The organism is Psychrobacter sp. CLB018, assembly GCF_041222815.1.
Lineage (GTDB): Bacteria > Pseudomonadota > Gammaproteobacteria > Pseudomonadales > Moraxellaceae > Psychrobacter > Psychrobacter faecalis.
Genome location: NZ_CP166085.1, coordinates 315,683 through 334,531, shown reverse-complemented (window position 1 = coordinate 334,531; position 18,849 = coordinate 315,683). Strand labels below are relative to the sequence as shown.

General features: G+C 43.1%; 15 protein-coding genes and 3 tRNA genes. 2 read left to right on the top strand and 16 right to left on the bottom strand.

From position 1 onward, the window contains the following. The first annotated feature begins 104 nt into the window (after nt 1-104). On the top strand, nt 105-3,209 hold the full coding sequence (mutS, locus tag AB8P72_RS01500) for a DNA mismatch repair protein MutS (protein WP_082894338.1): 3,105 nt from the start codon (nt 105-107) through the stop codon (nt 3,207-3,209). A gap of 100 nt (nt 3,210-3,309) precedes the next feature. Further along, nucleotides 3,310-3,633 (top strand): ferredoxin FdxA, encoded by a 324-nt coding sequence (gene fdxA, locus AB8P72_RS01495; protein ID WP_068406370.1) that lies wholly within the window; start codon nt 3,310-3,312, stop codon nt 3,631-3,633. A 99-nt stretch (nt 3,634-3,732) separates the two neighbouring features. Here the strand turns inward: fdxA and AB8P72_RS01490 are convergent, their stop codons facing one another. The 16 genes from AB8P72_RS01490 to AB8P72_RS01415 form a co-directional block, all read right to left on the bottom strand. Next, nucleotides 3,733-4,053, bottom strand: coding sequence for a prepilin-type cleavage/methylation domain-containing protein (locus AB8P72_RS01490; RefSeq protein WP_289049634.1), 321 nt, complete (start codon nt 4,051-4,053; stop codon nt 3,733-3,735). A gap of 2 nt (nt 4,054-4,055) precedes the next feature. Further along, a complete protein-coding gene (locus AB8P72_RS01485; RefSeq protein ID WP_068406366.1) occupies nt 4,056-4,397 on the bottom strand; it encodes a PilW family protein in 342 nt (113 codons plus the stop codon). Then, nucleotides 4,397-4,966 (bottom strand): prepilin-type N-terminal cleavage/methylation domain-containing protein, encoded by a 570-nt coding sequence (locus tag AB8P72_RS01480; protein ID WP_102077577.1) that lies wholly within the window; start codon nt 4,964-4,966, stop codon nt 4,397-4,399. The genes AB8P72_RS01485 and AB8P72_RS01480 overlap by 1 nt, the downstream gene beginning before the upstream one ends. After that, the gene (locus AB8P72_RS01475) at nt 4,966-5,415 is read right to left on the bottom strand and encodes a Tfp pilus assembly protein FimT/FimU (protein ID WP_068406364.1); all 450 of its coding nucleotides are present in this window, start codon (nt 5,413-5,415) and stop codon (nt 4,966-4,968) included. The genes AB8P72_RS01480 and AB8P72_RS01475 overlap by 1 nt, the downstream gene beginning before the upstream one ends. A 401-nt stretch (nt 5,416-5,816) precedes the next feature. Continuing rightward, nucleotides 5,817-6,620, bottom strand: a complete 804-nt coding sequence (locus AB8P72_RS01470) for a ComF family protein (RefSeq protein ID WP_180952580.1) — start codon at nt 6,618-6,620, stop codon at nt 5,817-5,819. Nucleotides 6,621-6,647: 27 nt separating this feature from the next. After that, a complete protein-coding gene (locus AB8P72_RS01465; protein WP_193030074.1) occupies nt 6,648-8,087 on the bottom strand; it encodes a phospholipase A in 1,440 nt (479 codons plus the stop codon). Nucleotides 8,088-8,481: 394 nt separating this feature from the next. Next, nucleotides 8,482-10,641 carry a protein-disulfide reductase DsbD domain-containing protein gene (locus AB8P72_RS01460; protein ID WP_068406354.1) on the bottom strand — a complete coding sequence of 720 codons (2,160 nt, stop codon included), beginning with the start codon at nt 10,639-10,641 and terminating at the stop codon, nt 8,482-8,484. Between the two features lie 77 nt (nt 10,642-10,718). Continuing rightward, nucleotides 10,719-11,279 carry a protein-disulfide reductase DsbD domain-containing protein gene (locus AB8P72_RS01455; protein ID WP_068406351.1) on the bottom strand — a complete coding sequence of 187 codons (561 nt, stop codon included), beginning with the start codon at nt 11,277-11,279 and terminating at the stop codon, nt 10,719-10,721. Nucleotides 11,280-11,554: 275 nt separating this feature from the next. Further along, nucleotides 11,555-12,016 (bottom strand): type II secretion system major pseudopilin GspG, encoded by a 462-nt coding sequence (gene gspG, locus AB8P72_RS01450; protein ID WP_286796058.1) that lies wholly within the window; start codon nt 12,014-12,016, stop codon nt 11,555-11,557. Between the two features lie 486 nt (nt 12,017-12,502). After that, on the bottom strand, nt 12,503-13,705 hold the full coding sequence (gene gspF, locus AB8P72_RS01445) for a type II secretion system inner membrane protein GspF (RefSeq protein WP_068406348.1): 1,203 nt from the start codon (nt 13,703-13,705) through the stop codon (nt 12,503-12,505). 79 nt (nt 13,706-13,784) lie between these two features. Continuing rightward, nucleotides 13,785-14,852 (bottom strand): hypothetical protein, encoded by a 1,068-nt coding sequence (locus tag AB8P72_RS01440; protein WP_068406345.1) that lies wholly within the window; start codon nt 14,850-14,852, stop codon nt 13,785-13,787. Between the two features lie 355 nt (nt 14,853-15,207). Further along, nucleotides 15,208-16,143: an AraC family transcriptional regulator gene (locus tag AB8P72_RS01435; protein ID WP_369957929.1), complete on the bottom strand. Its 936-nt coding sequence runs from the start codon at nt 16,141-16,143 to the stop codon at nt 15,208-15,210. 465 nt (nt 16,144-16,608) lie between these two features. After that, a tRNA-His gene (locus tag AB8P72_RS01430) sits at nt 16,609-16,684 on the bottom strand. 39 nt (nt 16,685-16,723) lie between these two features. Next, a tRNA-Arg gene (locus tag AB8P72_RS01425) sits at nt 16,724-16,800 on the bottom strand. A 108-nt stretch (nt 16,801-16,908) separates the two neighbouring features. Then, nucleotides 16,909-16,985 (bottom strand) — tRNA-Pro (locus tag AB8P72_RS01420). Nucleotides 16,986-17,227: 242 nt separating this feature from the next. After that, the gene (locus tag AB8P72_RS01415; RefSeq protein ID WP_082894337.1) at nt 17,228-18,847 is read right to left on the bottom strand and encodes an McrC family protein; all 1,620 of its coding nucleotides are present in this window, start codon (nt 18,845-18,847) and stop codon (nt 17,228-17,230) included. Nucleotides 18,848-18,849 lie beyond the last annotated feature (2 nt).

Genomic DNA, 18,849 nt, shown 5'->3' with positions numbered 1-18,849 from the left:
GATATCAATAAACGCAAATAACTGCCAACCTGCATCCCTGATTTATTCTAAAAAACAGCCATTGTTTCTAAGCAAACCCAATTAAGCAACATAAGAGATTCTGCATGACCGTAAAACCATCCGCGAAAAACCCTAACGCTTTAATATTTGATACATCTAAAACCTTAAAAGCTAAGCACGTAAAAACTGAGCATTTAAATAACGATCAGTTGCTAATCGGCGATGCTATTTATCATTTAGCCGACCATACGCCGATGATGGTGCAATATCTAACCATGAAAGCCAACTATCCACAAGCGCTACTGCTGTACCGGATGGGTGATTTTTATGAGTTATTTTTTGATGATGCTAAGCGCGCGGCGCAGATACTCGATATCACGCTCACTCGCCGTGGTACGGATAAAGCCGGCAATACCATTGCGATGGCAGGTGTACCGTTTCATGCGGCTGATAGCTATATGGCGCGGCTCATTGCAGCTGGGCAGACAGTGGTCGTTTGTGAGCAAATTGACGAGTCAGTTACTAGCAGCCCGTCCAATACACCGACAATGGGCGATAAGCAAAAGAAAGATAAAAGTAAATCTGCAACCGGCACTATCATGCGCCGTGAAGTAGTTAAAACCCTGACTGCCGGTACGATTACTGATGACGCCTTAATTGCACCCAACCACACCCCGACTGTCGTTGCCATTGATATCGAAACTCCTAAATCGAACAGCAAACAACCTATGCAAGCTGCTATTAGTCAAATGGATTTAGCCGCTGGAACCCTAACCACACAAACACTCAGCGCGCCTCATGGTGATATTGAAGGTTTGCAAACTCAAATACTGACGGTGCTGGCACGTTTTGCGCCGAGTGAATGTATTATTAGCGAGGTGCATGGAAACAGTTTTGACAGTAGTGGTAGTAATGGCGAAGATTGGCTGCTGTGGCTACGGCAAAATCTCGACTGTCCTATTATCGAAGTTGCGGCTAATGACTTTCATCGTGAGCATGCCAGCGAGACGCTTTGCCAGCAGTTTGACGTCCAACGCCTCGATGGACTTGGTATTAATGACTCGCCACTTGCCCAATCTAGCTGCGCCGCCCTTATTCATTATGCACGGCAAACCCAGCAACGCCACGTGCCACAAGTGAATCAGCTTATCGTTGAATATAATGATGATTATTTAATCATTGATGCCAATAGCCAGCAAAATCTTGAGCTGTTTACCCCCGTTAGTAGCAATGGTACATCATTAATATCAGTGCTCAATCATTGTCAAACGCCGATGGGACGTCGTTTACTCATGCAGCAAATGAAGCGCCCACTGCGTCAGCATTCACGTATTAATCTGCGCTTAGATGCAATCACTAGCCTTTTGCAGTCAGACAATAATTTTGGCGAAAATAAGCAGGTTAATGAAAATTTAGAAAAACATTCATTGGTCAGCAGTTTACGTGAAACCTTAAATGCTATCGGTGATATCGAACGTATCAGTAGCCGTATCGGTCTAATGAGCGCCAAACCGCGTGACTTGCGTAAATTGGCTGATGGTATTGCTAGTAGCAAGCTGCTTAATACCCTACTGAGCAATGCAGGTATCAGTCATAAGCGAGCAGGATTATTGCCCATGCTGATGCAGCAATTGCCAGACCAGCTACCGGCGGTGCAATCTGTCGCCGAGCTGATTGAGCGTGCCATTATCGCAGAACCGCCGGCGCATATCCGTGATGGTGGTATGCTAGCAGTTGGTTTTGATGCTGAGTTTGACCGCCTCACCCACTTACATGACAATATCCAAGTAACGTTAGATGAGATGCTTGAACGCGCGCGTCAAGACTACCAATTACCTAGCTTAAAAGTAGGCTTTAATAAAGTCAGCGGTTTTTATTTTGAACTGCCCAAAATGCAGGCAAAAAATGCCCCTGCGCATTTTATCCGTCGGCAAACGCTCAAAAGCAGCGAGCGCTTTATTACCGATGAGTTAAAAGCAGTCGAAACCGAATATCTAAGCGCACAAACATTAGCATTGACTCGTGAAAAACAGCTGTATAATGAACTATTGACCATATTAGGCGGTCATTTAGCGGAACTACAACAGCTGAGCGCGGCTATCGCGCAGATAGATGTGCTTAGCAATTGGGCACAGCTTGCGACCCTTTATAATTGGCAACGTCCAGTCATGAGTAATGATTCACAAGATGGCAATTATTCGAAAAATGGTAGCCAAACCAGTATTGATATTAAACAAGGTCGTCATGTCGTTGTCGAAGCGGCGCTCAACCCCGCCAACATTAACAATACTACTCAACAGAGCAGTACGAAACCTAGCAGCCATTTTGTCGCCAATGACTGTGCGCTCGGCAGCGATGCAGACCCTGAAAGACTTCTGATGATTACTGGCCCTAATATGGGTGGTAAATCCACCTATATGCGCCAAACTGCACTCATTGTTCTACTTGCGCATTGCGGTAGTTTTGTCCCAGCATCAAGCGCTCATATTGGTGATATCGACCGTATCTTTACTCGTATTGGCTCAGCGGATGACTTAGCAGGTGGCAAATCGACCTTTATGGTTGAGATGATTGAAACCGCGAATATCCTTAATCAGGCGACCAATAAATCGCTGGTACTAATGGATGAAGTCGGACGCGGCACCGCAACTACGGACGGTCTAGCAATCGCTCATGCTTGTGTCAATCGATTGGTCGAGATTGGTTGCCTGACATTATTTGCCACCCATTATTTTGAATTGACGCAATTGGTCAACCCTGCTGAGAGCCAACACGCCAGCATTCGTAATGTGCATGTCGCCGCCAGTGAAATCGATGGTCAACTACTACTACTCCATCAAATCCGCGAGGGCGCAGCAAGCTCTAGCTTTGGTTTACATGTGGCAAAAATGGCAGGGATTCCTACGCAGGTATTAAATGATGCCAAGCGCTATTTAGTAGATAACTTAGAAACTGAGAGTACCAAGACCATTGATGATAAAAATGAATTAGCTAAGTCGTTAAACGATAAACAGCAGCAAAATCATTACAATGAAGTAGAAAAACCAAGCTTACGCGACAATGTTCAACCTCAATCGATAAGTAATATTCCACAACAAAATCAATTGTTTAGCTTGCAAGATGAACTGACAGCAATTAATCCTGATAACCTGACGCCAAAGCAGGCGCACGATTTACTGTATCATTTAAAGGAAATCATTAGTCATTAAAGGGATTTGTCAAATAGTGGCAAAAGCGCTAAAATATGTCTTATTTTCAGCTATAGTACTTACAATTGTACTTTGCCAAACCAATAACAGGTAGACCACTATGACCTTTGTCGTTACAGATAACTGCATTCTTTGCAAATACACCGACTGTGTGGAAGTCTGCCCTGTGGACTGCTTTTATGAAGGCCCGAACTTCCTTGCTATCGACCCTGATGAGTGCATCGACTGCGCGCTATGCGAGCCTGAATGCCCTGCCAATGCGATATTCTCAGAAGATGAAGTACCAAAAGGCCAAGAAGTGTTTATTCAATTGAACGAGGAGCTGGCGCAAAAATGGCCAAACATCACTGAGATGAAAGGTCAGCTGCCAGAAGCGGCGAAGTGGGACGGCGTCGAAGGTAAGATTCAGTATTTAGAGAAGTAGCTAGTGTTTTAAAGCCGAACAACGTTGAGACAATAAAAAACCACCTATCTATTATTTAGATAGGTGGTTTTTTATGGCAAACGAATCTTTATAAGGACTTTAAGGTAATACCACACATGGCGTACCTTTAGGAATATTACATTCGATACGCGCGTTAGAAGGCGCTTTTGTAATTGCTTCAATCTTTTGCCAAGTGTTTAATGTCCAACCTGTAGCATCCGTAATAGATTGACAGGAATTCAAGATTAGTGATCTTGGAGTTGAAGCAGAGTCTTCATCGTTTAATACAATGAAAACTTCGTTACCATAGCTTTTTACTTCTGATAGACAAGCATTAACTTTTGCTTTATTTGAGTAAACCTGATACGCAGGTGTAGCAATGGCTGCTAATATGCCAATGATAGCAATCACTATCATCAACTCTATGTTCCACCCATTTTAATGCCATTCATATTGTTTTTAGATTTATCTGTTTGCGAGGCACTAACTAGACTAGTATCACTGGTCATAATCACACCAGCTAAAGGAGTGAAAGGGTTATTGGAGTCCGCCATACCTAAATTACTAAGCCTGATACTTTTCTCAATATTTTGAATACCAAAAATACTCGCTTCTAATATATCTGTACCACCGGACTGCACGCTACTGGTTTTTATACTTGTGAGATAAACCTGCATAACTGCTGCTGATATGAGAAGCCCTAGTGTGAGGGAAATCATGAGTTCGATTAATGAAAAGCCATCTTGAGTATGTTTAGCTTGCATTAGTATGACTCCATAATCAAACAGTCAGAACCTGCATAATAGACGCCAGATGTATCAGCACAAGCTTTATTACTGTCTGTATTAGCACCAAAGACTGGTTTAGTACCACTCCAGGAAGTAATAATACAGTGGCGTAATTGTTTGTTTGCTGTACCAGGACAAGTAACCATATTTAATAAAACACCATTATCACAGGCTTTTTGCATGGCATTCGAGCTATTATATTTTCCTAGTTCCTCTGCAGTGCATAAATCATTATCACAATTTTTTGTGACACTCGCAGCTTTATATGCTGCAACAGCAGTACAATAATCTTTTGTATCAGATACACTGCCTAAAACACTTTGAATATCCTGTTGATAAATTAATATATTGTCAGGATTCAATCGTAAGTCTTCAGATAAACCACGCATTACTGTATTGGCATTGGCAATTAATACACTATCATCTGTGGCTTTCACTGAAACCATATTTAATGCGCTGAATCCTAAAACCGCAACCGCTAATAATAATAGAGCTACCATAACCTCTATTAATCCTACACCACTTTGAGAGTTTGAATTCTTCATTAACATGTTCCTCCCAATTTAGTAGTGATATTAGCGATTTTATTAACCTCAATCTGGCGCGGCGTCGCATTATTACTGCTATCACAGATTGTGTAAGTACGTGCCGTGTTAACCCGTTTACTTGGCTCAAAGACAATAGTTACGGGTGTGTCTGGCTTGATAGTACTTTTAACGTTATAACTATAATTTGCGATAGTGTTTGAATCAGGGGCAGTAATCGTAATCACTTTAGGTGTGCTAGTATTGTTATAGCTCAAAGTAAGGTTCTGCCGACGAATAATGCTTTCAGCTTTCGCTTCTTTTAACGCATTAGCCAGTGTAGCCGTCGTCGACTTTACGCGCTGATTGGCAAGCTGAGTACTGATACTAGGTGCAGCAATACTGACAATAATAGCAAGCACGGCAATCGTTACCATCAGCTCAATCAGGGTAAATCCTGAGCTGGTCATTTGTAACTTTTGTGCTACCTTATTCGTAGATGCGTTCACATCAAATCCCTATCTATAGCTGTCATTGTCTTTGATAAATGCTAGGTCTGTCATAGTAATAATTACCGTACCTAGCCCTTCTAAAATCTATTCTCAGCTTATTATTTTTTAACTATATCCATTAAGATACATGCAATTTTTGTTCCAATAGAAACAATCGTCATACAGTAACGATACTTTTGTCCAATGTATTTTTTGATTTAAGCGTTTAGAACACGAATCGGAGTTATGGGATTTTATTTAAACGATAAAAATCGAAATATGTAGGTAAAATGTGTCAATAATATAACGTTAAGGCAACATATTAGCAACATAATAGTTATTTTAAATGAATAGAAGCAATTTTTTGATAGGAACAGATTTTACAATTGACTGCCGTGTGCTAACGCATAGGCTGATAGATGATATTGATGAGAGTTCTTAGAATTAATGACTGACAAGCCTGTAGATTGACTGCTTAAAGCATGACCTAATGCTTGTAGGCTAGCACCTGTAGTCGCGACATCGTCAAATAATAATAAGCGTTTAACCGGAGGGTTTTCGCTTAAAGCAAAGGCGTTTTCTAAGTTGGTTAAGCGTTCGGCACGTGTCAGCCCTTGTTGACTGATAGCATCATCGATACGTTCTACGCCTTGCCAAAGTGGAATGTGCCAATGCTTAGACAATTGCGCGACTAAAATACTGACCGGGTCAAAACCTCGTTTAATAAGGCGTTGCTCCGTCGTCGGCATCGCAACAATGACACTATTATCCTGATGACAGCCGTGCGGCCTAGGCAATTGACGTAATACATGTAGCAATAACGGCAACTTGGTCATATCTTCATGATGCTTAAAAGCACGAATAGCTTGACGTATCGGATAATCGTAATAGGTCGCTGCTTGAATAGAGAGAACAGTACCCGAAGCGATATCAACCTCAAAGGGTTTGGGTCGCCATGCGATACTGTTATGACAATCGGAGCAAAGCAAGCCGCTGTTAAAACGGTTATTAACTTGCTGGCGCAGTTTGGCAAAAAATGAATGCTTATTTGGCGGACTTGGTGAGGAATGAGTTGGTAGGTGTTGTGATTGCGACGCACTGCGATAAAGACGGCACAACTGACAGCGTATGTCCCCATACTCTGCCAGCCATAATCCAGTTTGATAAGGCGCTAAGTGTCGCATCACTCGATGCCCATCGCTGCGTTTATTCTAAAAACCTTTCCAGTCATTTAGCACGATACCAAAACCAATCGAAGTATTTTCATGGTTATAATCAATAATAGATTCGCCATAACCTTGGAATAATTGAATATAGCCGTTGACGTTTTTGGATAATGGATAGACATAGTCGATTTGGGCAGCACCCTTGTTGGTACTCGGATTATAACGCAAAGTACCGCTTAGGCTTTGCTGATCAGGCAAATCATATAAAAATTTGATATCGCCATAGCCCATGTAATCTTCGATATCTGGATTGTCCTCACTGCTAGAGCTCTCGTTATTGACGCGCGCCCATAGACGCGGTATGACCGACAATTTGCCCCACTCTGCCCCTGCCATCAGATAAGCACGGTTCCACGAGCGCGATAAGGGATCATCTTGCCCATTAGAGTGGTGAATCGCACCCGCTCCTAACATGCGCAGACGGCCACCAAAAGGCAGATCAGCTGTGACAGGCTGGGTCAAAAATATCTCTGGCTGATAATCAGTGGCGCGAAATGGTCGTGAGTTGTCTTCGTTATAAACCTGCCAGTGCGACTCTTGGGTATAACCAAACCATAAATCGGCACTGGTATCAAACAAATCCTCCATCACTTTGGTCTTTAGTGACAGCTGGAACTTTAGCTCTGTATTACGGGTGTCGTTAGAGGTAAATTCTTCTTTATCTTGCGACGGCGTGCTTGGTCCTAAATTGGGATCAAAAGTATAAAATAGCGGTAGCAAATAAGTTGGTCGGTGTGGTCTGACTGTCCAGGTACCTCGCTCGCTGTTTTTATCCAAATCATAAGCCAAACTTAACGGCGTGTATTTCTCGATATCAGCTTGGGTGACGCCGACGTTTTCTAATACTTCCGCCTCCCTTTGCGTCAATCCAACCGTATCCAAACTCTCGCCATTACCAGCTTCGTTATTTGCTGTATTATTACTGTTTGCAGAAATGGTGGTATTTTCTTCTACTAGGACAACTTGCGGATTACCAGCAAGGGTACTTTGTAGGGTTTTTGCCAAATCAACTGGTTGTTTAGTCGTGGTGTAACTCGGCGTTTTGCCTTGCTCGGCAACTTTATCAAAACAAGCCAAACGCGCACCACTGGTTTGTACTTGTGTACATTCATAAAACAGTCTTGCTTGTTCGGCGACAAACTCCTTACTAATCACCTTGTCGCTTTGAGCCGCCGCATTTGGATTGACCACGCGCTTATTGACAACTTTTGCCGCCTCATCAGTATCATACTCAAATGCGATACTCTCTACCGGTAGCTCTTCATAGCTTGGAGTGCCATTAGCGGCGTTGGCTTGTAAGGTAAAACAAGCAAGCGCTGTCCCAACCGCCATGGTTAAATAGCATTTGGACCGCTGACTGTTATTATTTTTGCCTGCTTTGTTAAGCGCTAAAGAGGGACGCTGCGGCGTAATAGGAGAAAACATAAGTGTCCTTTATCTAACTGGCATGAGCGCCAGCAGAGTCTATGAGATAATTGATATAACCATTAGCATGATTGCTAAAATAGAGTAAAAACCAAAGAAAACCAATAAATATGGACGTGTCAGGTAGCCATTACTCGTGGTAATGCGCCTTTCGCAATGTTGCTTTATTGTAATGAAAATAAGGGCACTATACTAGCGTTATTGCGAGCAAATTCTGATGTAAATAATAAGGTAAGTAGTTAAATGAATAGTAATAAATAACGTTAAACCAAGGATTTAGCGTCTATATTAAAAAAGCTATTTAGTAAGATTGAAAAAGCCAACGTCCTATTATCAAAGGACGTTGGCTTTTTAATGGGTAGAAATGATGTGGAATTTATCTACATTTAAACGATTAATTTAGCGCGGTTAAGGTTTGCTCAAACGCTGCGTGCCCGATTTCACCCACTTGCTGATTGACCAATTGCCCGTCTTGATAATACAGCAATGCTGGCGGACCAAATAGTTTATAACGCGCTAAGATTGCTTTTGAATCAGCCGTAGTCTCCGTGATATCAAGTCTGACCAATTGCCAATCTTGCATTTGCGCAGGGCGATTATGAAATAAGTTTTTATCCATAATCCGGCACTCAATACACCATTCGGCGGTGACATCGACCAGCACTTTAGGGTTGGCGGCGACAATAGCATCTAATTCAGCGAGCGTCGTGACCGTCTTATCGGTTGCATTACTGCTGGCTGGTTGACCAGCAGTCGTCTGCATCACTGGCGCGGCGCTTAATGACGCGAGCGGATGTAAGCTGTCGTCATTACCCAATGCGGCGCCGACGATTAAACACGTCGCCCAAATACCAGCGATTAAGCTTAATGCTTGGGTCAACATTCGACCTTTGCCTAGCCAGCTCCATGCCCACATCGCCACGACCATAAACCACAGGGCCCACACTATCAGCATTACAGGCGAGATAAAGACGCGCTCAATTAATAACAACGCCACGGCAAACAGCAGCAAAGCAAAGCCTTGCTTGACCCAGTTCATCCACTCGCCAGCTTTAGGCATGATTTTACCTTGGGTCGCGCCGATTAAGATAAGCGGCGCTGATAAACCAAAACCGAGCATAAATAAAGCGGCAAAGCCAAGGAGCGGACTGCCAATCGTCGATACGGCAAGCAGCGCCCCAAATAAGGGTGCCGAAACGCATGGCGATACCACGAGCGCCGATAAGAATCCCGCAATTAAACTGCCACCCGTACTACCAAGTTTGCTATCCCCCGCTTGGCTTAGACCCTGCATTTTACTACTGATGAATCTTGGCAGACGAATGCTAAATACGCCCAACATATAAAGGGCTAATAAGACAAAAACGATGGCAAACCCAATTAAAATAATCGGATTTTGTAGCCAACCGATAATGCCTAACGATTCGCCAAATACCGCAATGACCGCGCCTAAAATACCATAAGCGATGGCAACACCAATAGCGTAGCTGGTCGTTAAAATAACACCGCGTTTTACCGTTGGATTGTCTTCACGCGCGACGATATTGGCAACAATCGGTAGCATCGGTAACACGCATGGCGTCAATGCCAAGCCCAACCCTGCCAAGAACAATAACACCAATGCCAACCACGGATGCGAAGCTAAGCCAAAAGGGTCACTATTAATGGCGTTATCAACGACAACGGTATTGTTTGTTGCAGTTGTAGCGCTATCGTTTGCTGGCATATTACTTGTGACATTGTCGCCTACAACTTCTTCATCGGCACCAGAGATGGTATTGCTAGTACCAAGCTCTGCATCTAATGCTTCATCATCTAACAAAGCGTAATCAATCACCTCGTCATCTGGCGTAGTTTGCTCTGTAGCAAGACGATCAGTATCAGTCGCCTCTGTAGATGCTTGCGCAGTTTCTGCATTGCTGTTATTGCTCGCAGAAACTGTAGCAGTGCTACTTGAACTATTGGCTGCCGATTGTGACGCAGCAGCAATTTTGACCGTGGTTTTTATTTTCTCCGGTGGATAACAAAGTCCTGCTTTGGCACAGCCTTGCCAACCTATCGTCACGGCGGCATTATTTATCGCCTTGCCATTACTACTCAATATAGTGCTAGCAACCATATTGGCTTGGTCAAATACCAGTACTTTTCCAAAGGTCGGATCATCAATGGAGACAGGCTTTTGGCTAAAGGTAAAAGGCGCGGCGGTCACGCCAGCAGGCAGCGTTAGCTTAATTTGGTCTTTATAAACATAGTGCTCAGGCGTAATGTCAAAGTTAATCGCTAAGCGCGTGCCATTATTGGTCGGTTTGCTGCTACTGCTAACTTGAAACGCTTCGTTAACGGGTAAAAATTTCGGTTGGGTCGCGCTTTTATCACTGCTAAATAAATCGCCCAACCCTGCCGCTTGCGATGCCACTGGCACGGCCATCAGCCCAGTCGCTGCTAGCCCTGCCAATAATGAACCAGCGCTTAAAGCGAACGCCAACAGATAAGATTTTTTTGACGGTTTATTTTGCGTTAATGACAGAGACTTTTCTGCGCTCTTAAGGGACATGAAGGGCTACCTATTATTACCAAAATTCGAATTGACCAATTCACTGTCTGTATGGACTTTTCTATTTACATCATTATTTATTTACGAGCTGTGCCAATATTGACCGTGGTTTTAATTTTCTCGGGCGGATAGCATAAACCCGCTTTAGCACAGCCCTGCCAGCCGATGACAACGGGTACATTTTTGGCGCCTTTACCATTATTGGTACTCAGGGTGGTGGTAGCGATGATATTTTTTTGCGTAAAAACAGGCACTTTCCCAAAGGTAGGATCATTAATAGAAATTGGCGACTGGCTAAAGCGAAATGGCGTCGCACTGATGCCCTTTGGAAAGCTTAGCATCAGCTTGTCTTTATAAACGTAATGGCCGGGCGTGATATCAAAGGTAATCGATAACTGCGTGCCTTTAGACGTCGCCTTGGTAATACTATCTACTTTAAAAGCTTTATCGACTGGCAAAAACTTCGATTGTGCTGCATTATTATTGCCAAACAATTCACCAAGCCCTGCTGCCTGCGCGCTCATTGAAATTGTTGATAAACCTGTCATCAACGAAGTGCTTATAAGCGCCATTGCCAATAGATGAGGTTTTTTAGCAAGGCGTTTATTGATAACTGGGGTGGCTGTTTTGATAAACATAAATAACTACCTTTGATAGCGGGTTTTAAAGGTTACTTTTAACAACTGTTTGTAATGACTTTTAATTAAAAAGGCTAAACGTATATGGTGGCCGTCTGTTTAGCATGGTACTTACTAACATAGTACTTATTTTATGCTTTCATAAAAAATATCAACCAATAAAGCCTTATTGGTTGATATATAGAAATTTTAACGCCGCTTTAATCAGTAAAGTGTTAGAAAATGCTATGTTGCTCAGCGCTAATCACTTTAATCTAATCACTTTAAATCGCAGCTTACAACTGAGCATAAATATCAGCATCTTGCCCTTCGCCGCCTTGCTGCCCATCAGCGCCTAATGAAAATAAATCATAAGGACGACCTTCGCTACCTGGCGCAACATATTGCAACTCGTTTTCCCAACCATCGGTCGGATAGCCACCTTTGATATAACCGCCATCGGGATAGTTTTTGGCGTCAGCAGGCGGTGTGGTTAGGGCTTCTAAACCTTGCGCCGTCGTCGGATAACGTGAATTATCAACTTTGTACATATCAAGCGCATTGGATACCGTTGCCAGCGCCGTTTCTGTGGTTTTGACGCGCGCTTTATCACTTTGTCCGACCACTTTTGGTACGACTAGACCTGCGAGAATGGCCAAAATCACAATCACTACCATAATCTCAATAAGGGTAAATCCAGACTGGCTATGAGACATTGACGGACGACCTTTCAGAGCAGCGGGCATATTTTCATTCATGTTTTCTGCCTGCAACTTATCGTCATTCCTAGCGTTTTTTGGCATGGTATCTACTTGCATCGTGTCAATTATAGTCATCGCTTTGGTCATCGCTTTTGGTATCAGGTGATATAAATAATGAATGTACTGTTCAGAGCGTTTTAGTGGGTTGGCTTTAGATTAATGAACCCTCAACCGTTTATCACTATAAACCATGCTTTTATTTTTATCCAGCGCTGCAATGGATTGTTATGAATATCTACTTTTATGGATACATGCCGTGAAATGTTGGATAACCGCTATCCTTTATACTAAGCAGTTTATAAGCAAAGCTTTTGACTGGCGCTTACTATAGCCTGATGACTGGCTGCGCTCTAGTAAAAACATACCGTTGTCAACAATCTACAACACTAAGCAAGGCTTAAGAAATTTAGCGGAAGCTTTAGCAAGATAAAGGTAATGGATTTTGAGCCAGCTACAGAGAAATTAACAAAGCTTAAGCGTTTACTAACCTGCCAAATCATTCATATTCACTATCGGTAGCATCACTGCCATGACAATAATCATGACCACCACGCCCATCAATACCAACATGAGCGGCTCAAGTAACGACAGCAAGGTGCTGATAAAGTTGGTCGCTTCGGCTTCTTGCATATTGGCGGCGCGGCTGAGCATATTTTCAAGCTCGCCTGAGTTTTCCCCACTTTTAATCATTTGCACCATCATTGGCGGAAAGTAGGTAGATTTTCCTAACTGACTCGATAAGCTTGAGCCTTCGGTGACTCTATCGGCTGCGGTGATAATGGTTTTTTGAATGTGTAAATTGGTCGTCACCGCCGCCCCTATATGCAGCGCTTCAATCAACGGTACCCCTGAGCGCACCAATATCGCAAGCGTACTGGCAAAACGGGCCGCATTAAGCCCTTTTGATAAGCGCGCCAATATCGGTAGTCTCAGTACCATACTGTCTATGGCTAATTTGCCTGCTTGGGTTTGCGCAAAGCGATAAAACAAAAACGCCGCCCCTGCCAATACCAGAAGCATCAACCACCACCACTGGGTAATGATATTTGATAAGTTCAGGACGATTTGGGTAATCAGCGGCAGCGCTTGCTCAGATTGCTCAAAAACTTTGACAATCTTGGGAACCACAAAGCTCATTAGCCCCATAATGACCCCGACTGCCATTACCATTAATACAATTGGATAGACCATCGCCCCTTGGATTTTCTTTTGTAGGGCAAAACGGTTTTCGGTGTAATCTGCCAACTGATTAAGGATTAAATCTAAATGACCGGACTTTTCCCCTGCCGCAATGGTGGCGATATAAAGCGGCGGAAAACTAGCGGCTTGTTGCAGGGCGCGTGCGAGGCTTAAACCTTCTAGCACATGCGAGCGCACGGCAAGCATTAATGATTTAATATGGGTTTTTGGTGATTGTTTGGCGACGGCAGCCAGCGTTTCCTCTAAAGGAATACCGGCGGCAAGTAATACCGATAATTGACGAGTCAGCAGTGCTAATTCATAAGCCGATGGTTTTTTATAGCGGTTTTTACTTTGGCTTTGTCGGTCATTGACGGCGGTGACTTCGACGGGCGTCCACTGTTTATCACGCAGCTGCTGGCGCACTTGCCGCGCAGAATCGCCTTCAAGTAAGCCTTTTTGGACACTGCCATGGTCATCTAACGCTTTATAATGATAAGCGGGCATAGCAGCAAATATCCTAAGGTGAGCAATTTAACATGCTGATAAACAGAAGTTTTACAATAGATTTTAAAGAGTAAAAGTCTTAAAAAAGCGGCGTAGAATCACTGCTATCTGGCATTAAACCTTGTAACAGTAAAACATCTAGATGCTGTTGTTGCAATTTTTTATCAAAATCATTGACTTCAGCAATCAGCATGCGCTCGATACGCTTGTCACTGGCGAAGACGCTAAGGCGCGCGCAAATAACGGCCAATTGATAAATACGTTTTTTGCAATAACCATCCAAGCCTTGTAGCAGTCTTACCATATGTGGCGTCTCTAAACTAGCGTATTCATAGTCGCTCACGACCTGCGGACCAAGTGCGGTAACCCCATAGCTGATAGACAGATGAGCACAAAAATAGCAGCTAAATAAGTAACCAACTACATGACCAATATAATAAGCGCGGTCATAGGTAAAACTACTGACGCCAAAATGACCAAGCACATAACTGTTTAAGCTGCCTTGATCTACAATAGGCTTGTCATGTTTGAGCTTACCAACGGTAGGGAAACGCAGTGGATTATGACCATCTTGTGTCGTCAGCTGCCAACCGGCGGGCTGCTGTGCGGGCATATGACGCACGATATCTTCGATAATATCATCGACCACGTGCAACTGTTGCCATAAACGCTCTAGCCCATCGGTATCCATCAGACCACGTTTATCAAGCTGCTGCGCCAGTAAATATTGCTGATATTCTGCAAACTGCGTTTTTAGCGTTTGCACCAGATACGTAGGACGAGTAGCGGCGGAGGCCATATATAGCTGGCGTGTGCGCTCATGCTGACGACGATAAAGCGCTAACCGCTGCGTGGCGACATTGGTTTCGCTGCTGTTCGACTCACTGCTGCTAAGAGTATTTAGACTTGCTTGCTCAACGCCTAATTCAACATTTGACTCAGTATTTGATAACGTAAATAACGCGAGCAGCGCCGCTTTATCAAGCGCAGGCGTAATATTGGTTTTTTGCTTGTTTTTTGCCGTACGCGGTTTATTTTTCGCCTTACTTTTTACGTCTTTTTTATCAGCGTTGCCCGTCGGCGTAGCGGACGCAGTAGTACGCTGGCTATTTGAAGTCACGGTTGGCTTAGCGGTTGGTTCAGTCATAAAATACCATTAGCTGCAAAAATAAACTTTGCCCAAGTTATCCTAAATGAATAGTCTATCAGCGTTTAAAACCAACTACTTATCGATAGCGGCCAGCAGACAGTGCCATAAAATGCGCTAAAATCTCACTACTACGCTTGGGCAAAACATGACTCTATAGTACCTTAACCTAAGTGCATTGTCAGCTAGCCATCGCCGAAATACTCAGTATCGAAATCAGTGATAAAGGTGATGGTAAGTAATAGTTATGGTAAAAGGCGGGAGTTTTAATTAATAATGAGCATCGAGCAAAAAAGCGCTAAGGCCGATAAATAGCCTGAGCGCTTTTTAAAAAGGTATAGCAGTTAACAGCTAATTAAGAGAGCGTTTGTTGTTGATACTGCTGCCGATAAGCTTTAGGTGAGATGCCGTAAACACGCTTAAACGCTTGGCTAAAGGTTGAATCCGAGGCATAACCGACCAAACCGCTAATACGGCTGATACTGTTTTGCTGCAAACGCAAATAACGCGCGGCCAAGCGCAAGCGATAATCCATCAAATAGGTCAACGGCGGTATACCAACGACCTCTTTAAAGCGCTGAGCAAAGCTTGAGCGTGACATGCCTGCTACCTCAGCAAGCTTATTAATGGTCCAATTTTCGCTTGGCATCTCATGCATCGCAACCAGCGCTTTGGTCAAAAACGGATCCTTCATCGCTTTTAGCCAATTCTCAGTGGCTTCAGGCAGACTTTCAATATATACCCGCAAACATTCAATCATCATAATACTTGCCCAATGATTGATCACCGCGGTTTTACCCATGCGCTCGTGCTCAGCCTCTAGCGTCAGTAGCCTAATCTCAACATCAATCACCTCAAACCGGCCATCTTCTTCATCATTGACTTCCGGCAGAATCGATGGCAGTACGGACAATAAAGGCCGAATCATCGCCTTATCATACTTACACTCGATTAATATCAATGACGCTTCAAAATCACCGTCACCCTTTAAATCCAGCGTATGATCTTTACAGCTCGTCAATAACTCATCTAACGGCTGCGCCTCATCACTATAATAATTTAGCGCATAACTCACGTGCTGATGCGCGCTTGGAATCATAATCATGTCACCGGCGCGCGTTTCTCGTGGGCCATTGCCGACGTCGATACAAAAACCACCCGACATCACCAAATAAAATAAAATCGTATCTTGCCTAGTGAGTGAATAAGACCAATTGCCCGTCACATTTAATCGATAATACTTCGTTTCGAATAAATGTACATTTTGTAGCAACACGCTTAGTGCGTCCATCCATCACTTCCTCAATCATGGGTAATTAATATAGAAAAATTTAAAAATAGAAACAAAGCACTGATGACTGCAAAATCTTTTAAAATAATGGGGCAAAAAATTTTATTTTTATTTGATAGGCATTTTATTTTGGATAAAATCAAAGCAAAAATTTGAATAAGAATATCGAGTAAATAATTTAATGTGATAGCTTAATTGAACAAGGCTTAACAAATGATAGAACAATCGCGAGCCTATCTATCATAAGAAAAATAGCGAAAAAAGGCTAGCAGATGTTTAAACATTAAATGCCTAGGAAGTTTATAACTTATTAGAATTAAAACAGCAGGCTAGTTCGCATATCATCATAACTTAAAAAGTATGCATTGATATAAAACAAACAGGCACAAAAAAATGCCAGTAAAGGCAAGCAGTGTTATTTTGATATTTTTGAATTTAATAAGGAAGGAGATGCAGAATAAAATATGGGGCGACTGATGGGACTCGAACCCACGACAACCGAGATCACAACCCGGGGCTCTACCAACTGAGCTACAACCGCCATAACTATTGCCTGATAAGGCAAGATTGACAGGCTAAATGGTGCGCCTGGCAGGATTCGAACCTGCGGCCACCTCCTTAGAAGGGAGATGCTCTATCCAGCTGAGCTACAGGCGCTCTTAGAGGACTTTTATATATTTTGATTGGTTTATCATATCAGAAATATCTAACATAAAAACAATATCATCATACATAAAAAAAAGCCTGTAAGGCTCTTTAAATAGATGGTCGGAGTGATAGGATTCGAACCTACGACCCTCTGGTCCCAAACCAGATGCGCTACCAAACTGCGCCACACTCCGAAATTCTCTATTATCTCGATAATTTGTTACTTAACTTGTTGTTGGTAATACCGCTAACTTGTTAATGTTCCTCGCTATCGAGGTGCACATATTAAGGGGTAAAGCCGATTGTGTCAACACCTATTTTTGATTATTTTAAAGAATCGTTAAATTCTTTCAAAAATGCGCCATTTTTATAACAATGGCGGCGTCGCAACGTTGGTTTTTTACTGACCTTAATACTACATTGCCAACAGCGCTTATTATACTACATTCAAATCTGGAAGCAAGTCACCGTTTACTTTTCCGGTCAGCACATTAAAGGGTATCAGCCATAATTTGGCATGATTGGACGGCTTTTTGTAGCTTTTATCATTGTCTGCGTCATTATAAGCTTGTTGCTGGAGCAGGATTGGTTGTCTGCTATCGTCCTGTACCGGATAAACCAGCCAGCCCTGCTCGGCGTGATAAGCCTGCGCGTAACTGCTCAACTGATAGGCGTCGCCCGCACTTATCGCCCCTGCATGCGGTAAATGCTTCCATTTAATATCAATCACATGGCTATAATTGCCTGATTGGGGTGAGTGAGCAGAGGTATGCGTTTCTGATTTTACGTCATCCTCACCCAGCGCTTTAATGTTAGGTCCAGTCTGCAAATGAGCACTTTTATAAATCAATAAATCAGGACGAATGGACAAACACGCCTGCCCTTTTACATCATGTAGCCACACTCGCTGTGCTTGAAACAAAGGCTTATAAGCCAAATCAATTTGCTGAAACTGGGCCGCTATGCGCAGGCTTGTCCATTGCTCGAACGCTTGATTCATATCAATCAATAAACATAGGCGCGGTTGTGCGGCGTTTTGCTTGGCTAATGTTTGCGGCTTAATGCCATTGCCAGTATGAGCGTCAGATTGCTGCAAGAGCCAATAAGCTAAGTCCAATAACTGCTGCGCCGCTTGTAATTGCTGCCGAGATAAAGGCTGCAGTGCCAATTGCCGCTTTGCTTGCTGATAAAAAGACTCAAGCCGCTGCAACTCATAACGACTTAACACTGCTACTTGTCGCCACTGCTGTAATGCGGGCAGTGACATTGATGGCGGAGATAACGGAGTAAGTAAATTCAGCGCGCTTTTAATCAAGCGATTACACAGCATCTCTTGGCTCAGTACACTGCTTTCACAGACAAACTTATGCGGCTGCATGCTGTTATGGCGTAATTGCTCTTTAATCAGCAAACGACCTTGTAACGCTGCTTGGTTATGGATTTTCGCCTGATAGTGCTTCGTCGGCTGATAATGCGCCAAACGCTGTAAAAACTGCGCAATCAGCCAGTCAGATAATGGCATTGCTTTAGTCGGTAGCGCTGCTAACTGATTGCTAAATTGGCCAAAGTTTTTTGTATTAGGAAGCTTATTTTTATCATGACTGCTGGTTAAATCTGCCAGCATATTCTGCACCCATTGCCGCGTTTGATTGATGTCATTGGTTTTAGCTAAACCGTATGGCTGTGACGAATTATGTTTGCTAGACGTTTTTGCTATTAACTTGGGCAACATCTCAAGTGACATCCCACTTGGCAATAAAATAATACCAATATAATGGCCGACTTTTAGTTGCCATTGTCCTTGCTGACGTTTAATGCTAAAAACGGCAAACTCTTGCACCATTAGCCAATGAAAGTCCGCTACGTGCGCAAAATCATGGGCTGTTAAACGTTGATGCTCAAACACCGTAATAATATTAGCATTAAGTGCAGCCGCATTGACGTTATTAGCAATACTCGCACTATTACTATTGGCACTATTATTATTGCCACTATTAACGTTATGATTAATGTCGCTGCCTATCGCTTTGCTCTCAGACTGTAATACTCTACTCATCA

What these genes read in the sequence shown, in the direction of transcription:
- mutS (WP_082894338.1), top strand. Translation starts at nt 105, where the DNA reads ATGACCGTAAAACCATCCGCGAAAAACCCTAACGCTTTAATATTTGAT.
- fdxA (WP_068406370.1), top strand. Translation starts at nt 3,310, where the DNA reads ATGACCTTTGTCGTTACAGATAACTGCATTCTTTGCAAATACACCGAC.
- AB8P72_RS01485 (WP_068406366.1), bottom strand. Translation starts at nt 4,397, where the DNA reads ATGCAAGCTAAACATACTCAAGATGGCTTTTCATTAATCGAACTCATG.
- AB8P72_RS01480 (WP_102077577.1), bottom strand. Translation starts at nt 4,966, where the DNA reads ATGAAGAATTCAAACTCTCAAAGTGGTGTAGGATTAATAGAGGTTATG.
- AB8P72_RS01475 (WP_068406364.1), bottom strand. Translation starts at nt 5,415, where the DNA reads ATGACCAGCTCAGGATTTACCCTGATTGAGCTGATGGTAACGATTGCC.
- AB8P72_RS01470 (WP_180952580.1), bottom strand. Translation starts at nt 6,620, where the DNA reads ATGCGACACTTAGCGCCTTATCAAACTGGATTATGGCTGGCAGAGTAT.
- AB8P72_RS01465 (WP_193030074.1), bottom strand. Translation starts at nt 8,087, where the DNA reads ATGTTTTCTCCTATTACGCCGCAGCGTCCCTCTTTAGCGCTTAACAAA.
- AB8P72_RS01460 (WP_068406354.1), bottom strand. Translation starts at nt 10,641, where the DNA reads ATGTCCCTTAAGAGCGCAGAAAAGTCTCTGTCATTAACGCAAAATAAA.
- AB8P72_RS01455 (WP_068406351.1), bottom strand. Translation starts at nt 11,279, where the DNA reads ATGTTTATCAAAACAGCCACCCCAGTTATCAATAAACGCCTTGCTAAA.
- gspG (WP_286796058.1), bottom strand. Translation starts at nt 12,016, where the DNA reads ATGAATGAAAATATGCCCGCTGCTCTGAAAGGTCGTCCGTCAATGTCT.
- gspF (WP_068406348.1), bottom strand. Translation starts at nt 13,705, where the DNA reads ATGCCCGCTTATCATTATAAAGCGTTAGATGACCATGGCAGTGTCCAA.
- AB8P72_RS01440 (WP_068406345.1), bottom strand. Translation starts at nt 14,852, where the DNA reads ATGACTGAACCAACCGCTAAGCCAACCGTGACTTCAAATAGCCAGCGT.
- AB8P72_RS01435 (WP_369957929.1), bottom strand. Translation starts at nt 16,143, where the DNA reads ATGGACGCACTAAGCGTGTTGCTACAAAATGTACATTTATTCGAAACG.
- AB8P72_RS01415 (WP_082894337.1), bottom strand. Translation starts at nt 18,847, where the DNA reads ATGAGTAGAGTATTACAGTCTGAGAGCAAAGCGATAGGCAGCGACATT.